Genomic DNA, 14,514 nt, shown 5'->3' on the forward strand with positions numbered 1-14,514 from the left:
CGACGCGCTATGGTGATGCGCTGCTGATCCGGCGTCCATCGGCGAAAGATGGATCCCGGCTCTGCGGAGCAGCGCTATGCGCTGCACCGCGTCCGGGACACGAGAGCGGTGCTTGGTCGCTCTATTTCACTAACTGCAGTTCGTTACCTGATTGGAGCACAGCGCGCGCCACCAGCCGCGGACGCCATCATGGCTCTCGACCAGACCCCAGAAGCCGCTGCAGGCGAAGAGGCGCTTCGGGCCGCCGTCACCATCGATCGGGCCGCCGAGCTCGCGCTGGGCCGGCATCCATTTCGCATCGACGAAGGGAGCCTGGAACAGCCCGCCCGCGCGCGTGTAGCCGTTGGCGTAGCTCGCGCCGACCTTGTTGGAGGCGACCCAGCCGCGCCCGGCATAGGGTTTGGGCGCGTTCCGCGGATATATCTTCTCGTCCTCGTAGTCCTTGCCCGGCGGCTTGGCGCCTTCGATCAGAAACCAGCCGTTCTTGAAGCCGATGATACGGAATTCGGTGAGCCAGCCGCCGTCGGGCGTGTTCTCGGCGCCGCCTAACTTCAAGCGGTAGGGCGGCGGCAGCGTGCCGAGCACGCGAGCCGTCGCTGACGGCTCGGCGCGCACGTTGAGGCCAGCAGGATCCTTGTCGACGGACCAGGCGCCGAGACTGCAGGGCTCGGTGCCCTCGGGCAGCTTTGCACGTCCGGCGGCGAGATCGGCGTGCAGCTTTGCGAAATCGGTCTCGTCATTGTCGGGATCGGGCTCCGCGCGCGGCTTCAACTCGGCTGACACGGCGCGTGTTGCATCCGGCGTCAGCGTGACCACGAGGGCCTGGCGCGCAGCGAACACACTTGCCGGTGTTTTCGGATCGTTCGACGTCGCCGGATAGACCGCGAGATATCCCATCGAGCCATCGGTTCGATAAGCGGCGCCGGCGACATAGCCTGCCGGGAGCAGGGCGAGCGCGCTTGCGCGCCACGCCGGTTCGGTGTCATCCGCGCGCGCCGCTTGTGTCGCGACGCACAGCATCGTCGCCGCGATGAGACGAAGCACGCGCATGATGTTGCGCGGCCTTAGGCGCGGGCGCCGGTGAACGGGAAGCTGCCCATCGGGCCAATGCCCATCTCGCCGTTGATGCTATCGCCGGAGACGGTCCCGGTGAATTCGAGCGTGAGCGGCATCGGTTTGTCGATCGAGACCTTCCAGGAGACGTTGTCCCCGGAGACGGTGCCGTCGAAAATTTCGGTGGTATTACCTTCCGCCTGCTGCGTGCCCGTGAGCGTGCCGCCGGCGGCCTTCAGGCTCAGCGTGGTCTGGCGCTCGCCCATCGGCGTCGTCATGGTCAGATTCCAGTTGCCGTCTACGGCCATTCCCGTCTCCCGAACAAATCCCGGCGGACCGCGACGATCCGCGGCCAGTCCTTAAGCGAGCCTATAACCCAACTCGCAGCTCCTGCCTAACCCTGCGATAGGGCATTTAAGCGCGGGCTGCAGCGCGCCGGCGGCTGGTGACGATGAGCCTTAGAACGACATACTGCACGGCAAAGGCGAGGATCTTGGCACCGCCGGCCACCACCGTGAGATAGAAGGCCCACAGCTTCAGATCGCCCGTGGAAGCGACCACGATCATGCCGACGCCGATGACGAACATCAGCAGCGCCCAGGCATAGCCCGCAGCCGTCACATATTCCGGAACGGTCTCGACGACGATCGGCGGCATGTAGCGCAGCATCCAGCCGCGCTTGAGCATGATCGCGCCGATGGCGAAATGCGCAATCGAAGGCTTTGCCATCATGAAGCGGGGATCATTGGTCAGCAGTGTGATCCCGCCCAGTCCGACGACGAGCGCGAGGCTCGCATACGTCATGTAGTTGAGTTGCTGGCCCTTGATGCGGGCGTGGATCACCTGCGCGATCGCGCCGGCGATCGCCACCGACGTCGCCAGGATGACGTTGTCGGTGACAAGATAAATGACGAGGAAGAGGATGGCGGAGAAGAGATCGGAGCCGAGGCGGGCGAATACGTCCTTCATCGTCAATCCTGTTCAGTGGGCGTTGGGCAATGCGCGGGCAGGCGTACCGTACTTGATCTGGCGATACTCGGGATACCATTTTGTGAAGTAGATGGCGCTGTTGCGGGCGGCGAAGGCGACTGCAAGGCTCGACCAGAGCGGCAGGCCGGGGACGTAGAGCAGCGCGAGATTGCCAGCCGCCATCAACAGCGCGGCCACGGTCCAGGCGCCGGTGATGACGTAATTGGCATAGAGAAAGCCGGGCATCGCCGCGGTCTCGGCCGGCACTGCTTCAAGCGCATATTGCAACGTGAAGGGACGGCGGACCAGCAGCGAGCCGAGCGAGATGACGAAGATGCCGATATCGACCGACAGCTTGACGCCGAGCGTTCCGAGCTGCGGGTCGAGCAGCACGAGGTAGAGGCCGATTGCGGCGAACACGATCGGCGAGCCTGCGGCCAGGGTCTTCACCGAGCGCCCGCGCGCCACATCGATTGCGACGGTGCCGAGGCAGATCGCGGAGGCCACGAACACGCTCATCGCGGCCGACGTCACCAGCATCAGGAGGCTGTAAGCGCCGTAGGGCGCAAGGATCAGGAAAATCGCCATTGCCTACCTCGGTCAGGCCGATCTTTACGATGTAAAGATCAATAATTCAGAGGCGAGGTCGGGTCAAGAGGAATCTTTACAGTGTCAAAATAACGTAGGCAACCTCCAAAAGATGAAGGGCTGCAACGGCCTGGTCGGACGCCTCGTCGGCCAATTCCGCCCAGGGCAGGCGCGACAGAATGGGGAGCGCGCAGGCGATCGCGAGGCCGAGGGCGAGCAGGATGCCGCCGTTGAAGATGACGCCGTTGAAGATGACTTGGCCGCTCCGCCGCAGATGGATCACTTCGAATGTGAGCGCGACGCAGACCAGGGCGAGGATGGCGAGGAAGTCTGCGGTGATTGAGGGCATCTGGATACGGGCCTCTTTGGTGACACGTCCGTGCTGTGGCTCCGGGCGCGCGCGCCAAGTGGCGCGCCCCAGAAGGACGGGAGTTACTGCGCTCCCACCCAATTGCCGTGAAAGCCGTCGGGCACGCGGTGGCCGAGCTGCACCAGCGCGACGGGACCCGCTTCGACATCGGTGGCATTGAACACGGCGAGGTCGCTGCGGTTTTCCCGCGCCCGCCAGACCACCGCCAGCAGCCAGCCATCGCCCTCAGCCGCATCCTTCGATCGCTCGACGAACACCGGCTCGGAGATGGTGTCGCCGGCGGGCAGCAGATAATGGCCGAGACGCCTTCCGTTGCCGTCGAGATGGACGACGCCGGAGAGCGCGCCGAACATCGGCTGGCGCGGATTGGCGCAGGCGTACCAGCCGTGGCGATTTTTCAGCCCGGCGTGGCGGTCGTCGATGCGCGGGAATTCGCCGGTGAGATCGTCGAGATAGGTCTGCTGGAAGCGATCGGTATTCCCCGAGAGATCGAAGGTCCAGCGGCAGTGCCGGGCGCGCGACTTCTCCGGATCGGTCGGCCGGCCGTCGGGATGCGGAAACAGCGGCGCTTCCTCGAACTGCATGACGTCGGCGATGATGCGGTTGTCATCCTCCCACGCGTTCATGATGTGGAAGACGTAGCAGGCTTCACCGCGAAACCAGACGATGTCCTTTGCCGCGCCGCTCCGCTTCATCACGCCGACATAGGCGCCCTTGTCCGGCTCCCATGCATAGGGCGGCTGCCCGCGCATCGCGCGCTCCATGCTGCCTGTGATCGGCAGGATCGGAAACAGCACGTGGTTCGCGGTGACGATGAAGTCGTGCACCATGCTGGCATAGGGCGCCTCGAACCGCTCGAAGCGCGTCGCCTTGCCGGCGGCATCGATCGAGCCGTAGGAGAGGGCAGGCGTCAGCGGCCCCGCCGCGTTGTAGCCGAAGAACACGAGCTCGCCGGTCACCGGATCGATCTTCGGGTGCGCCGTGAAGCTGCCGGCGACGCGGCCCTGGTAGTTGTGATAGCCGCGCGTCGCCAGCGTGCCCGGCTCGATCTCGGTCGGCAGATGCGCTTCTTCCAGCGCCAGCAGCTTGCCGGCATGGAAAATGATGTTGGTGTTGGCGACGCCGCCATCGGTGAGATCAGCCGGCGCGTCCGGCAGCTTGCGGCCGAAGCCGCCGAACAAAGCGCGGCCGGCATCGTGCTCGGCGAGCCATTTCGGCGTGCGGACCCAGCGGTTGCGATAGCTGGCGCGGCCGTTCTCGAGATGGAAGGCGTGCAGCATGCCGTCGCCGACGAACCAATGCGCGCCGGGGGAATCGAACTGCGGATTGGGACCGTTGCGATAGAGCACGCCGTTTAACTCGCGCGGCAATTCGCCGATGATCTTCAGGAATGGCGCGTCCGCTTCAAACGGGATCGGCGCGATATTGTTGCGGCGCTCGGCGACGGCGTCGTGCTGCACGGCGTATCCCTCCCTATCTTTACATCGTAAAGATCAGATAGCGCCGGTTGCCGCATCGGTCAAGCGAAATCTTTACACTGTCAATATTGCGTCATATAGCTTGCAAATGGCCAAGACCGATACCAAGAGCGAAACGGCGCGAAGCGCGCGTGCCCCCAGCAAGACAACGTCGACTGCGGCATCGCGCCCAAGGCGCGGCGCGGCGAGCGCGAAGACCGAGTCGCCGTACCATCACGGCGCCCTGCGCGAGGCGCTGCTCAAGGCCGCCGAACGGGTGCTGGAACGCGACGGGCTCGCCGGTCTCACATTGCGCGCGGTGGCGCGCGAGGCGGGCGTCTCGCATGCCGCGCCGACCCATCATTTCGGCGATCTCACCGGCCTGCTCAGCGAACTCGCGGCCGTGGGCTTCCGCCAGTTCAACGCCGCGATGGCCTCGTCGTCCGACGCCGCCACCACGCCGCTCGCGCGCGCGCTGGCGCGGCCGAAGGCCTATGTCGCCTATGCGCAGGCGCATCCCGGCATGTACGGCATCATGTTCCGCACCGAGCGGCTGGATTATTCGAGACCCTCGCTGCACGAGGCCGCCGAAGCCTCCTTCGCGGGCCTTGCCAACGCCATCGGCATGATGCGGCAGGAGCAGATCAGCGAAGACGCGCTGACGCTGAACCAGGGCGCCGCGATCGCGCGCGCCTGGTCGATGGTGCACGGTTTCACCATGCTGCTGCTCGATGGACGGCTCGCGGACATCCTCGGGCGGCTGCCCGAGGGGACGACGGCCGAACGCCTGCTGGAGGCGATGCTGACGGCGCCCATCAGCACGAAACTTCCCGTGTAGAGACTGTTGAGCCCGAAAACGCTCTAGCGCATCGTCGCCAGCTCGACGGCGCGGCCGCGCGTGCCGATGATCTTCACCTCGTCCTTGCCGCAGGCAAAGCCGCGGGCGAAATCGTCCGCAGCCTTGCGCGCAAGCTCGTTGGCGGTGGGATTGGCGATCGCATCGACATAGGCGACGTGACAGACCGGGCTCGGCGGCAGCCGGGTCACGACCAGCATGGCCTTGGTGTTGGGCCGGCCCTGCTTGTCGGGATCGGCGTTATCGGCGATGTGCCAGCGCTGGATGATCGCAAACGGCTTTGCGCCCACGGCGCGCCATTCGATCGTGGTCTCCGACGAATTGAACGGGGCGAACCAGACCTTAGCTGCCGGTTCCTCGGCCGCCGTCCTGCGATTGCGGCCGACCGAGACGATTTCGCGAAGATCGTCCTTGGCAATCAGCACCAGGAGGCCGTCCTTGCCCGGACAGATGCGCATGGTGCTGCCGTCGAGCTCGCTGGACTTGCCGATCTTGCGGCAATCCTTGGGCGCGGTCGAGGTGTATGTGCTGCCCACGGATTGGGCGGCGGCGCTGTTCAGGCCGATGCAGATCATCACGACAGCCAGGCCGATGCAGGTGACGTGGTTCATCATGAGGGCTTCGAGCGCAGGGAACTCCGTAGCATCAGACGTCTTCATTGTGGGCAAGGTTCAAACAGGTGTGCGATAGACCTGACAGCGGCGCGGAATCGTTCTAGAAGAGCGGCTTCGCTTGGGCTCTTCCAGCCTCGTTCGCGTCCTCCTTTACTTGATCATGTCAGCCATCTCCTCGCAAAAACCCTATCGCGTCGGCCGCTCCAAGACCGGGCTCGGCCTCTTCGCCACCAAGCCGATCAAGAAGGGCACCCGGATCATCCGCTATTTCGGACCGATCCTGGATTCGCGGATCCCCGAGCAGGACGACATCGAGAATAAGTACCTGTTCGAGCTCAATGGCCGCTGGACCATCGACGGTTCGGTGCGCAAGAACCTCGCCCGCTACATCAACCACTCCTGCCGGCCCAACGCCGAGTCCGACGTCCGGCCGCGCGAGCGCAAGGTCTTCATCCGCGCCATCAGGAACATCGAGCCGGGCGACGAGATCAATTACGATTACGGCACCGACTATTTCAAAGCCTATCTGAAGCCGATCGGTTGCAAGTGCGAGTCTTGCGAGAAGAAGCGCAAGAAGCTGCGCGCCGAGGCGCGGGCCGAGCGCGCCAAGGTGAAGGCGCGCACGGAGCGCAAGGCGCAGAAGGCGGGCGCGAAAACCGCGTCCGTGAAAAAGAAGAAGCTGAACGGCAAGCACTTTGCCGGCAAGGTCGGCCGCGCCAAGGCGTAGCCGAGGCGCGATGGCCGCGACTGATGCGCGGCCAAGCCCGGGCCTCAAGCCGCCACAACGCTCGCACTTCTCCGCAATCCCACATATTGCAGCTCGGCGAACACGCCGGTGGCGATCGCCTGCGCGACGACCATGAGCGCGCCGGCAAGATTCGGCGACACCGCGCCGGAGAGCAGCAGCGCAATGCTGCCGACGGTCCAGGCCGCATTGCCGATCATGACCAGCAGCACGAGCGCCTTCGCCACCGAGGCCCGTGATGCCAGCCAGCCGACCAGCGCGGCGTAGGCGATCAGGAACAGGCCGGTCTCACGCAGCAGCGCTTCGGGCAGGTTGAACAGAGCAGCGAACGCGCTCGCGCCGAAAGTGAAGCCGAGGGCGGCAACGCCGCTGAAGATGGCGTCGGCCAACAGGGCGCGGCGCAGGAAGGTGGAAGCATCGATCATCAGAGGTCTCCATGGTTGGGGTGGGCTCGGGGTGAAACTCAGTGCCATGCGCGCCACCAGGCGCGGAGCAGGCGAGCGAGGCGGAACGGACAAAGGCTCCTGCCGACGCCGTGCTCGAAGGCCGTGACCTGCGCGAGCACATAGTCGCCGGTCGAATGCACCAGCGGCTCCGGCATGTTGAGGCTGCGCGCCAGCATCCGCGTTGCGAAGGCCGTGGCCCAGGGAACAAGGTGGTCTGCGACGGTCCGGTAGAGCAGCAGCGCGATCATGGTCATCTCCTGTTGCAACCGAAGATGCGCCGGCCCGAGGGCCAATTCGATTACCTCGTGGGTAAGAAAGGCGCCTATTCAAGACCGTTCTAAATTGTTCGACGCTATTCGCGAGGTGCACAAAATCCCTTGAAAAACAAATGCTTCTACGTACATCGGTGTTCGTCACTGTTTGTTCTCATACGCTCCTAGCCATCCGATTTGTTGGCACTTTTGTTGGTATCTGTTGGTACCGGAAGAACAAACGTTCTTGGCAACTTTCGATATTCCGAATAACAGGAAATCCAAAGCAGATGGCACGCAACAAGGAGGAGCACGCCGCTCCCGAACAGATCAGGACCGATGTCGACTGCCGCGTCGCCCGACCGAAGTTCGAGAACGGCGCGTGGAGAGCCACCAAGATTTCGGACGTGACTGGCGGCGGTCTCTATCTCTTGATCGCGCCAGACCCGAACAGGCCGGGCAAGGCCGGCTCCAAGCTCTGGCGGATGGCCTATCGCTTTCACGGCAGGCAGAAGACCTACTCCATCGGGTCTTACGGAAACGGCAACGATGGCACCGTCTCGCTCGCCACAGCCCGCCAGAAACGTGACACCGCAAAGGCCCTGCTCGCACAAGACAGGCCGGTCGATCCCTCAATCGAAAAGCAATTCGAACGGCATCGCCAGGCAGCTGAACGCCCATTCGGCGCGTGGATCGACGAATGGCTTGCCGAGAAGAAAACCGAGAAGATCAAACGTGGCAGGCTTGTCACCGTGCGCAGTCCCGAAACCATCGCGCTACTCGAAAGATGGGCCGGCTACCTGAAGGATCGTTTCGGCAAGCTCTACCGGCCGGACATCAAGCGTCCTGACGTGCTTGCCTTCTTCCGGGCGATGCAGGCTGAGGGTAGGTTAGAGACCCGTGACCGGGTCCACAGTATCGGTGAGCAAGTCTGCGACTACGCCGACCTCGAAGGCGACGGCTACAATCCGTTCCGTGCCTGCAAGAAGCAACTCAGTGTCCACGTCTCGACGCCACGCCCTGGCGTCACTGAGCCGCAGGATGTGGTTCGTCTCTTCAGGCTAATCATGCCGCCTTGGGAGAAGACCAGATTTGGCGATGTGGTCGGTGATGCCCTCCGGGTCGATGCGTTGACGGTCCCTCGACCCGGCATGATCAACGACATGGAATGGACCGAAATCGATTGGGATGCCAAGCGCTGGACCATCCCGGCGGCAAAGATGAAAACCGGATGGGACCATGTCGTGCCGCTGTCGCGGCAAGCCTTCACGGTCCTACGGCGCGTGCAGCAGATCACCGGCAGTCGGCGCTACGTTTTCGCTTGTGCCAAAGACAGACCGCTGTCCAGCAGAACGCTCTGTCATCGGCTGCGAACGCTCGGCATCGACACCAAGACCGAACATTGCGCCCATGGCTTCCGCACCACGTTCTCGACCCTTTGCCATCATGAGGAGGTCAATGAAGCCAAGGCGTGGGACAGCGATGTCATCGAATTACAGTTGGCGCATCTCGAAAGCGACTCTGTAAAGGCGACTTACAAACGGCATGGACCGCTGGCATTGATCGGTTCACGCACCAAGCTGATGCAGCATTGGGCGGACCGGATCGACAGCTTTGCTGATCCAAAAAAGATTGTACCGATCGAGGTAACCTTTGAAAGATTGGCGAACTAGCTAGGTTAGAACGCATCTCTCATCCGCTCGGCTCGATGCGAGGGAGGCTCATATGATAGGCGTCGATCGAAGCGGCATCAACCATGGTCTGGCCCTCCATTTTGTAGGCGATGATTTTTCCCTTCTTGATGAGCCCGTAGGCCTTGGTTCGACCGAAACCGCCGCGCTCCAACGCCTTCTTCAACGGAATCAGAGTCCTTTTCTGATGGGGCCCGTCTGTCGTTGCCATTGAGACCTTCCTCGTGTTCGACTGGTCATCCTTGTCCGCCGCCCAGGTCGGGACCGACATCGCGGTTTGCGCACAAGCAAGGCCGTCATCGTGCTTTCGAGCAGCGCGCCTGTCATCCGCCTCTGTGAACTTGGTTTCGACAGCCAGATTCGCGATCGCAAGAGATGACGAATCTAACGGAAGAAGGCTCTGCGTCAATTCATGCAATCACAGCGTTGGCTCGTCATTCTAGTGAAAGCAAAGAAAGCTTCGAGCATTATGAGGTAACTGAAGGAGCCGAGCCTCATTGTGAGCCAGTGAAAAATAGGAGAAGAAGAGAGGAATCATTTTCCGGTGACTGGCTTTTTGCGTCATCTATTGGTGTGACCAATTTAGTTGAACGCGCATCAAATCGCCCCTTTGTTGCTTTAAGTTGCTCAAGCTTCGCCAATGATGAATCGAGATAGCGGACAACGATTACGTTGTGCGATGTGTAACTAAGTATGCATATTTGGCTCAGCACGCCGGTCGCTTGTCCGTATTCTCAAGCGAACGTTGCCGCAGTATCGCGAAACTCGGATCTAGAACGGGTTTGGTAGCGAAGAGCATGATCGAGATTTCGTCGATGTCCGTGCAAGGCCTTGAAACATCGAGAGCCAGACCGCCAGCCGCCGCGCGATGCAGGCTGTCGCGCGAATGCTTTTTGCATCACCTCGGGCAGGATTGACGCAACGAATCTTCATGCGCAGCTTTGAGAAATCGCCCCTGAATGGGCTTTTCAACCGATAGCCGTGCGCACATCTTGGAGACCGTTACATGCGACGGGCTTTGAGTTAGTCGACGTCGTGTCATTTTCCGCGGAGAGCGCATCATTGCATTTTAGAACGCAGTTCCGGCTTTGCCTATCGCTGCGAGGTTGGCGGAGAGAACGCAGTCGCCGTTGCGTGCGCGCTCATGTTCAACGACCTAGCCTGCGCATATACGTACATAATCGCTCTCGTTGGCGATCGATTGCATGACTTGCGGGACCGCGTGCGCCATTTTGGTAGGGCGGAGCATTATGTTCGAGCAGGTCCCCGCCGACATTCATGCGCCCGAGAACATCGAAGCAACCTTCCATGAGCGCACGGAGGTCAGCGACGCGCGAGGTCTGCAAGGGGAGCTGTTGACCGCACGCGTTGATCGCGTGATCAAGGGATTAATCAAGAATGACACTGTGAAGATCTTTTTGTATCAGGGCTGCCCCCGCGCTAGCGGGGGGCACGGCATCATTCTCGGCGATCTTCAGGGCGATCCGTTGCTCGGCCTCATGCTGATACCGAAGGACCAATCAGTCCGATGATGGCCAAAGCGGAGATGTGTCTTTGCCGCCTTTACATCAGCAATTGGGTCCAAAGCGGACGAGGCTGGCCGCCTCCAGTCCTCACTTTCGCTAGCGCTCCTCGTCAGGTAGGCATTCGGGACAACTGTCGCCGGTCTCATCAAGGGGCAAACTCCTGCCGGAGGATGTTGGCGAGCTATGGCGAACGCTCGGTCGCGACGTGAGGATCCGCGCGATCCAGGCTGCGAAGACGTGGCTCCGGATCGCATCGACCAGAGGCTCAGGGTTGCCGCGGAGGCACCTACCCAGTCCGCGAGCGTCGATACGTCGAGGTCGATGCCTTCACTCTGGTAGACGTCGCTCTGACGATTGAGCGGCAGGTGCAGGCCGTACTTGGCAAACAGAACATGGGCCAGCAGCTTGGGCCCTGCACGCCCGCGCGCAATCGGATGCGAGGGGGCCGGCGGCTGGTGATCGCTTCGCAGGCCCGGCAGACGAGCTTCTCGCGCACGTGCTGGATCACCTTCCACTGGCGCGGAACGAGCTCCAGCGTCTCGGTCACGTCTTCGCCGAGCTTGCGCAATCGGCTGTCGCCACAGCATGGGCAGGTCGCAGGTCGGATAGACAATGCGCTCCCGCGGCAAATGCTCCGGCAGCGGCCGGCGGGCTGGCTTGCGGCGCTCGAACGATGGCACCGCAATCTTCTCGGCTGCCATCTGCGCCGCGGTCTCAGATTGCGCCGCGTTCTCCTCCATGTCGGCGAGCTGTAGCTCGAGCTGGTCCAGCAATGTGCCTCGCTCGGAGGACTGTCCGAACCTCGTGCCGGAGCTTCTTGATCGTGAGTTTGAGCTTCTCGATCAGCAAAGTCCCCGCCTGGGCCTCGGCTTCCGCGGCCAAACGGGCCGCTTGCTCGGCGCGCAGCATCGCCTGCAGCGTGGTCACATCATCGGAAAGAGAATCATCAGCGCCCATCGCCGACCAGAGAATCGCAAGACCCGGTCTCTGTCCGAACCGCTGATCGTGCCACCGATTCAAATCCCAGCGATCAGCCTGGCCGCCTGCGCGGCCAGGTATGTTGCGGCATCCGCCAGTCGACGCCCTCCAGCAGGTAGCCGAGCTGGGCTGGGGTGATTGTCACCACGCCATCAGCCGACGACGGCCACAGGAAGCGGCCGCGCTCCAGCCGCTTGGCATAAAGTGACATGCCAAGTCCATCGTGCCAAAGGATCTTGATCAGCTTGCCGCTTTTGCCACGGAACACATAGAGGTCGCCGCCATGCGGGTCTCGCGTGAACGCTTCCTGTACCAACAAGCCCAGCGAGTTCATGCCGCGACGCATATCGGTGTGGCTGGTCGCAATCCACACCCGCACGCCCGACGCAATGGGGATCACCGAAGGCGTCCATCTGCCAGCGCCGCCACGGCGGCCTTCAGCGTCGCCGCGTCGACCGTACCCGTGATCCGCATCCGAGCCCCGGCAGCAAGCTCGATCTCGATGGACCCGCCGCTGCTGGCCGGTGCGACTGGACAAGGCGTCGGCCCTGATTCCGCGACCACCATCGCCGGTACGAAGCCAGGTTGATGGGCGGCATCCTTCGGCTCAGGCCGAAACGACAGTCGCCATCGCAGCAGCAATGAGCGCGAAACGCCATACCGCCGCGCCGTTGCCGCGACTTGGCGCGGCGCCTGAGCTCTCCAGGACGGTCTTGAGCTTCTTATCCTCGGACCAGCGCCGCCGCCGGCCCGTGTCCACCACCTCAAGCCGTTCGACTTGGGCACTGCGCCTATCACTGTCCATAAGGACAGTTCTCAACAACACGCCTCATTCGGCAAGGCGGCCTTCACCGGACGGATACTACGAATCCTGGCCGGCTCTGCCTCGATCGCGTCGGTGCGTTTCCGACACCGGGATGTTTGATCATGGCGACGGTGAGAGCAGGTGCCCGCTTATGATGCGAGGCTTGTCTGAACTGGAGATGCCTTTCGGCTTGGATGGCGCCGCGATGTCCAAGATCAATTGGAAGTCGGCCGTCGAGAGTCAGACACGATCTCCGGTCGGATTAGTCTGTTTGATCCACGAGGGCCACATCTCTGCCCCAAGTGCGGTCACCAGATTCCACTGAAAGAATCGATCGCGGCGCCTCTGCTTGAAGCCGAGCGACGCGTTGAGTGTGCCCTCGCGATGAAACTAGAGATCCAGTCTTATCGAATTCCCCATTGACACGTAACCGGTCCCGGCTGCTCGGATTTGCTCTCAACTGTAGTCGACAAATTTGAACCGGCGGCAAGTTCAAGTGCAGCACCACCATGAAGCCTTTGCAGGAGAACAAATACCCGACGAGGCCGGCGCGCTGGTGCTCCCTAGCGGAGCCGCGGCGGCGTCTCAGTTAATTGAAATACAGCGGTAATATGGGCCATCTCGTAATTGAATCTCGACAAATCTGCCGTCCATGTCCTTCCGAATTTGAGCTGAGGAGTGTCTAGGCAGGCTGAAGTTGCCGGCGCTGTGAACGATCAGACTGTTGACAATCTGCTTGAGCAAGACAGTTATATTCACTCTTCTGGTGTAACGTCGATCGCCGTCTGACGAGAGACTGTTGATCTCTTCCGCAAGACCGAGCAGCGACGTCCTTTGCTCCTCCCCCATTTTGTCGAGCAAGGCCGGGTGAGCTAAAAAGGCGAGAACGGTGGCCTCGAAATCCTTGTACGTCCAGGCGGAGCGGCTGCATGCGCTGTCGTTCAAAACCTGCTCGCACACCAGAACCTGCACGTTTGAGATCCGATGGAAGATGACCTCGCCACCGCAGTAGGCGCACGAGCACAAACCGCCGAAGATGTTAGCGAGGTCATTTCCTTTGCGCCCACGATGCGCCAGATTCTGTTGGCGTGCCGCCTGCGCAGTATCGAAAGTGGCCTTGTCTATTACTGCAGGGTAATAGCCGGCAATGGGAGGGCCGCTCGGGATACCCTTCTTATGACCTGCGGCGAAGGACTTCGGCTGGTATTCACCATAGGTCGCCCGGTTCCGGAGCATGGAGTCTATGGTGGTGTTGTCCCAGTTGAGCGATCCGGTGAAGGTCGGCACCTTTTCTTCGTCGAGATAATTCGCGATGGCGTAGCTGCCCATCCCGCCGATCGCGAGTTGGAAAATTTTTCGCACGGTTTCGGCCCGATCCGGGAGGTACACGAAAGACGACCGGTTTTGAGTGAGGCCAAGCCAACTTGGCGCCGCTGAGATCTTTTTGTTGCTCTCTTTAGACATAGTGATCCTAGATCCGAATGGCTGGCTGCGCCGTCTAAACGGACACTCGATTCGTCCCCAAGAGCAAATCGATTCCCGGCCTTCAGGTGCACTAGACGTGCATGTTCCCGACCTGGGGACCCATTCGTCGGCGAAGCACTCACGCAGCTGTGAGCGCTAGAATTGTAATAACTAACAATAGCTTAAACGAGAATTCCTCTCAAGAAGTTGCGTGATTTTTGTGCAACACCCGCCGGAAAACAAGCTTCATAGGCCCGTTTCGGAGCGTTCTCTTGTTGTGTGTGCATGGGGCATCGATCATGGTGACTGGGCGACGGAGGGGGGCATCCCGAGGTCGTCCCGTTTAGGTCATTTCGCTTAAGTCCCTCGCGTTCATGCGGGTGTGTCCGAAGACGCGAAGGAGCCCGGAGCGGTGATTTAGAGGGGGTTGGGGAATTGGCCGTCCGGTCAGTGACCTTCCCTGAAGAGCAACTTGGAGGTTTAACATGAAGTTGGTTAAGAGCCTTTTGCTCGGCTCAGCGGCGGGTCTGATCGCCGTGGGCGGAGCTCAAGCAGCCGATCTGCCCGTGAAGGCCAAGGCGGTCGAATACGTGAAGATCTGCTCGCTGTACGGCGCGGGCTTCTACTACATCCCGGGCACCGACACCTGCATCAAGCTGGGTGGTTATCTGCGCGCTGAAGTCGCGCTGAACACCAACTCG

Annotated in this window: 18 protein-coding genes and 1 pseudogene; 6 read left to right on the forward strand and 13 right to left on the reverse strand. The window is 61.7% G+C overall.

All coding sequences use genetic code 11. From position 1 onward, the window contains the following. Positions 1 to 129: 129 nt before the first annotated feature. From A3AS_RS0133620 to A3AS_RS0133645, 6 genes are all read right to left on the reverse strand, one after another. Positions 130 to 1,050 (reverse strand): hypothetical protein, encoded by a 921-nt coding sequence (locus A3AS_RS0133620; protein WP_018321876.1) that lies wholly within the window; start codon positions 1,048 to 1,050, stop codon positions 130 to 132. 14 nt (positions 1,051 to 1,064) lie between these two features. Then, positions 1,065 to 1,361, reverse strand: a complete 297-nt coding sequence (locus A3AS_RS0133625) for a hypothetical protein (RefSeq protein ID WP_018321877.1) — start codon at positions 1,359 to 1,361, stop codon at positions 1,065 to 1,067. Between the two features lie 106 nt (positions 1,362 to 1,467). Beyond that, on the reverse strand, positions 1,468 to 2,022 hold the full coding sequence (locus A3AS_RS0133630; protein ID WP_018321878.1) for an inner membrane-spanning protein YciB: 555 nt from the start codon (positions 2,020 to 2,022) through the stop codon (positions 1,468 to 1,470). Positions 2,023 to 2,034: 12 nt separating this feature from the next. After that, positions 2,035 to 2,610, reverse strand: a complete 576-nt coding sequence (locus A3AS_RS0133635; RefSeq protein WP_018321879.1) for a hypothetical protein — start codon at positions 2,608 to 2,610, stop codon at positions 2,035 to 2,037. 76 nt (positions 2,611 to 2,686) lie between these two features. Further along, complete coding sequence (locus A3AS_RS0133640; protein WP_018321880.1) at positions 2,687 to 2,959, reverse strand: hypothetical protein; 273 nt, start codon at positions 2,957 to 2,959, stop codon at positions 2,687 to 2,689. An 83-nt stretch (positions 2,960 to 3,042) separates the two neighbouring features. Next, entirely contained in the window at positions 3,043 to 4,440 is a 1,398-nt protein-coding gene (locus tag A3AS_RS0133645) for a carotenoid oxygenase family protein (RefSeq protein ID WP_018321881.1), read from the reverse strand. A 106-nt stretch (positions 4,441 to 4,546) separates the two neighbouring features. Between A3AS_RS0133645 and A3AS_RS0133650 the strand changes: the two genes are divergently transcribed. Then, positions 4,547 to 5,275: a TetR/AcrR family transcriptional regulator gene (locus A3AS_RS0133650; protein ID WP_018321882.1), complete on the forward strand. Its 729-nt coding sequence runs from the start codon at positions 4,547 to 4,549 to the stop codon at positions 5,273 to 5,275. A gap of 23 nt (positions 5,276 to 5,298) precedes the next feature. Here A3AS_RS0133650 and A3AS_RS0133655 read toward each other — a convergent pair whose 3' ends face one another. Continuing rightward, positions 5,299 to 5,904, reverse strand: coding sequence for a hypothetical protein (locus tag A3AS_RS0133655; protein ID WP_026202631.1), 606 nt, complete (start codon positions 5,902 to 5,904; stop codon positions 5,299 to 5,301). 163 nt (positions 5,905 to 6,067) lie between these two features. Here A3AS_RS0133655 and A3AS_RS0133660 point away from each other — a divergent pair, with 163 nt between their 5' ends. Further along, positions 6,068 to 6,634, forward strand: coding sequence for an SET domain-containing protein (locus A3AS_RS0133660; protein WP_018321884.1), 567 nt, complete (start codon positions 6,068 to 6,070; stop codon positions 6,632 to 6,634). A gap of 44 nt (positions 6,635 to 6,678) precedes the next feature. Here the strand turns inward: A3AS_RS0133660 and A3AS_RS0133665 are convergent, their stop codons facing one another. Together A3AS_RS0133665 and A3AS_RS0133670 are read right to left on the reverse strand one after the other, a co-directional pair. Then, positions 6,679 to 7,077: a hypothetical protein gene (locus A3AS_RS0133665; protein WP_018321885.1), complete on the reverse strand. Its 399-nt coding sequence runs from the start codon at positions 7,075 to 7,077 to the stop codon at positions 6,679 to 6,681. A 38-nt stretch (positions 7,078 to 7,115) separates the two neighbouring features. After that, positions 7,116 to 7,346, reverse strand: a complete 231-nt coding sequence (locus tag A3AS_RS0133670; protein WP_183230334.1) for a hypothetical protein — start codon at positions 7,344 to 7,346, stop codon at positions 7,116 to 7,118. 293 nt (positions 7,347 to 7,639) lie between these two features. Here A3AS_RS0133670 and A3AS_RS0133675 point away from each other — a divergent pair, with 293 nt between their 5' ends. Further along, entirely contained in the window at positions 7,640 to 9,022 is a 1,383-nt protein-coding gene (locus A3AS_RS0133675) for a tyrosine-type recombinase/integrase (RefSeq protein WP_018321887.1), read from the forward strand. Between the two features lie 19 nt (positions 9,023 to 9,041). Here the strand turns inward: A3AS_RS0133675 and A3AS_RS0133680 are convergent, their stop codons facing one another. Then, positions 9,042 to 9,251 carry a hypothetical protein gene (locus A3AS_RS0133680; protein ID WP_026202632.1) on the reverse strand — a complete coding sequence of 70 codons (210 nt, stop codon included), beginning with the start codon at positions 9,249 to 9,251 and terminating at the stop codon, positions 9,042 to 9,044. Between the two features lie 164 nt (positions 9,252 to 9,415). On the opposite strand from A3AS_RS0133680, the gene A3AS_RS47845 reads away from it, so the two are divergent. Continuing rightward, positions 9,416 to 9,697: a hypothetical protein gene (locus A3AS_RS47845; RefSeq protein WP_157644464.1), complete on the forward strand. Its 282-nt coding sequence runs from the start codon at positions 9,416 to 9,418 to the stop codon at positions 9,695 to 9,697. Between the two features lie 593 nt (positions 9,698 to 10,290). Beyond that, positions 10,291 to 10,572 carry a hypothetical protein gene (locus A3AS_RS0133685; protein ID WP_157644465.1) on the forward strand — a complete coding sequence of 94 codons (282 nt, stop codon included), beginning with the start codon at positions 10,291 to 10,293 and terminating at the stop codon, positions 10,570 to 10,572. Positions 10,573 to 10,755: 183 nt separating this feature from the next. On the opposite strand, the pseudogene A3AS_RS45915 reads toward A3AS_RS0133685, so the two are convergent. From A3AS_RS45915 to A3AS_RS0133710, 3 genes and pseudogenes are all read right to left on the reverse strand, one after another. Continuing rightward, positions 10,756 to 11,475: pseudogene (locus A3AS_RS45915) on the reverse strand (transposase); the annotation flags it as partial. Positions 11,476 to 11,596: 121 nt separating this feature from the next. After that, the gene (gene tnpB, locus A3AS_RS0133695; protein WP_018321890.1) at positions 11,597 to 11,944 is read right to left on the reverse strand and encodes an IS66 family insertion sequence element accessory protein TnpB; all 348 of its coding nucleotides are present in this window, start codon (positions 11,942 to 11,944) and stop codon (positions 11,597 to 11,599) included. 990 nt (positions 11,945 to 12,934) lie between these two features. Next, entirely contained in the window at positions 12,935 to 13,813 is an 879-nt protein-coding gene (locus A3AS_RS0133710; RefSeq protein ID WP_018321893.1) for a recombinase family protein, read from the reverse strand. A gap of 485 nt (positions 13,814 to 14,298) precedes the next feature. Here A3AS_RS0133710 and A3AS_RS0133715 point away from each other — a divergent pair. After that, on the forward strand, positions 14,299 to 14,514 hold a 216-nt coding region (locus tag A3AS_RS0133715), incomplete at its 3' end, for a porin (protein WP_198293747.1).

The organism is Bradyrhizobium sp. WSM2793 (genome assembly GCF_000379585.1).
Taxonomy (GTDB): Bacteria; Pseudomonadota; Alphaproteobacteria; order Rhizobiales; family Xanthobacteraceae; genus Bradyrhizobium.

Coding starts and splice junctions, on each gene's coding strand:
- A3AS_RS0133620 (WP_018321876.1), bottom strand. CDS start 1,050: ATGCGCGTGCTTCGTCTCATCGCGGCGACGATGCTGTGCGTCGCGACA.
- A3AS_RS0133625 (WP_018321877.1), bottom strand. CDS start 1,361: ATGGCCGTAGACGGCAACTGGAATCTGACCATGACGACGCCGATGGGC.
- A3AS_RS0133630 (WP_018321878.1), bottom strand. CDS start 2,022: ATGAAGGACGTATTCGCCCGCCTCGGCTCCGATCTCTTCTCCGCCATC.
- A3AS_RS0133635 (WP_018321879.1), bottom strand. CDS start 2,610: ATGGCGATTTTCCTGATCCTTGCGCCCTACGGCGCTTACAGCCTCCTG.
- A3AS_RS0133640 (WP_018321880.1), bottom strand. CDS start 2,959: ATGCCCTCAATCACCGCAGACTTCCTCGCCATCCTCGCCCTGGTCTGC.
- A3AS_RS0133650 (WP_018321882.1), top strand. CDS start 4,547: ATGGCCAAGACCGATACCAAGAGCGAAACGGCGCGAAGCGCGCGTGCC.
- A3AS_RS0133655 (WP_026202631.1), bottom strand. CDS start 5,904: ATGAACCACGTCACCTGCATCGGCCTGGCTGTCGTGATGATCTGCATC.
- A3AS_RS0133660 (WP_018321884.1), top strand. CDS start 6,068: ATGTCAGCCATCTCCTCGCAAAAACCCTATCGCGTCGGCCGCTCCAAG.
- A3AS_RS0133665 (WP_018321885.1), bottom strand. CDS start 7,077: ATGATCGATGCTTCCACCTTCCTGCGCCGCGCCCTGTTGGCCGACGCC.
- A3AS_RS0133670 (WP_183230334.1), bottom strand. CDS start 7,346: ATGATCGCGCTGCTGCTCTACCGGACCGTCGCAGACCACCTTGTTCCC.
- A3AS_RS0133675 (WP_018321887.1), top strand. CDS start 7,640: ATGGCACGCAACAAGGAGGAGCACGCCGCTCCCGAACAGATCAGGACC.
- A3AS_RS0133680 (WP_026202632.1), bottom strand. CDS start 9,251: ATGGCAACGACAGACGGGCCCCATCAGAAAAGGACTCTGATTCCGTTG.
- A3AS_RS47845 (WP_157644464.1), top strand. CDS start 9,416: ATGACGAATCTAACGGAAGAAGGCTCTGCGTCAATTCATGCAATCACA.
- A3AS_RS0133685 (WP_157644465.1), top strand. CDS start 10,291: ATGTTCGAGCAGGTCCCCGCCGACATTCATGCGCCCGAGAACATCGAA.
- A3AS_RS0133710 (WP_018321893.1), bottom strand. CDS start 13,813: ATGTCTAAAGAGAGCAACAAAAAGATCTCAGCGGCGCCAAGTTGGCTT.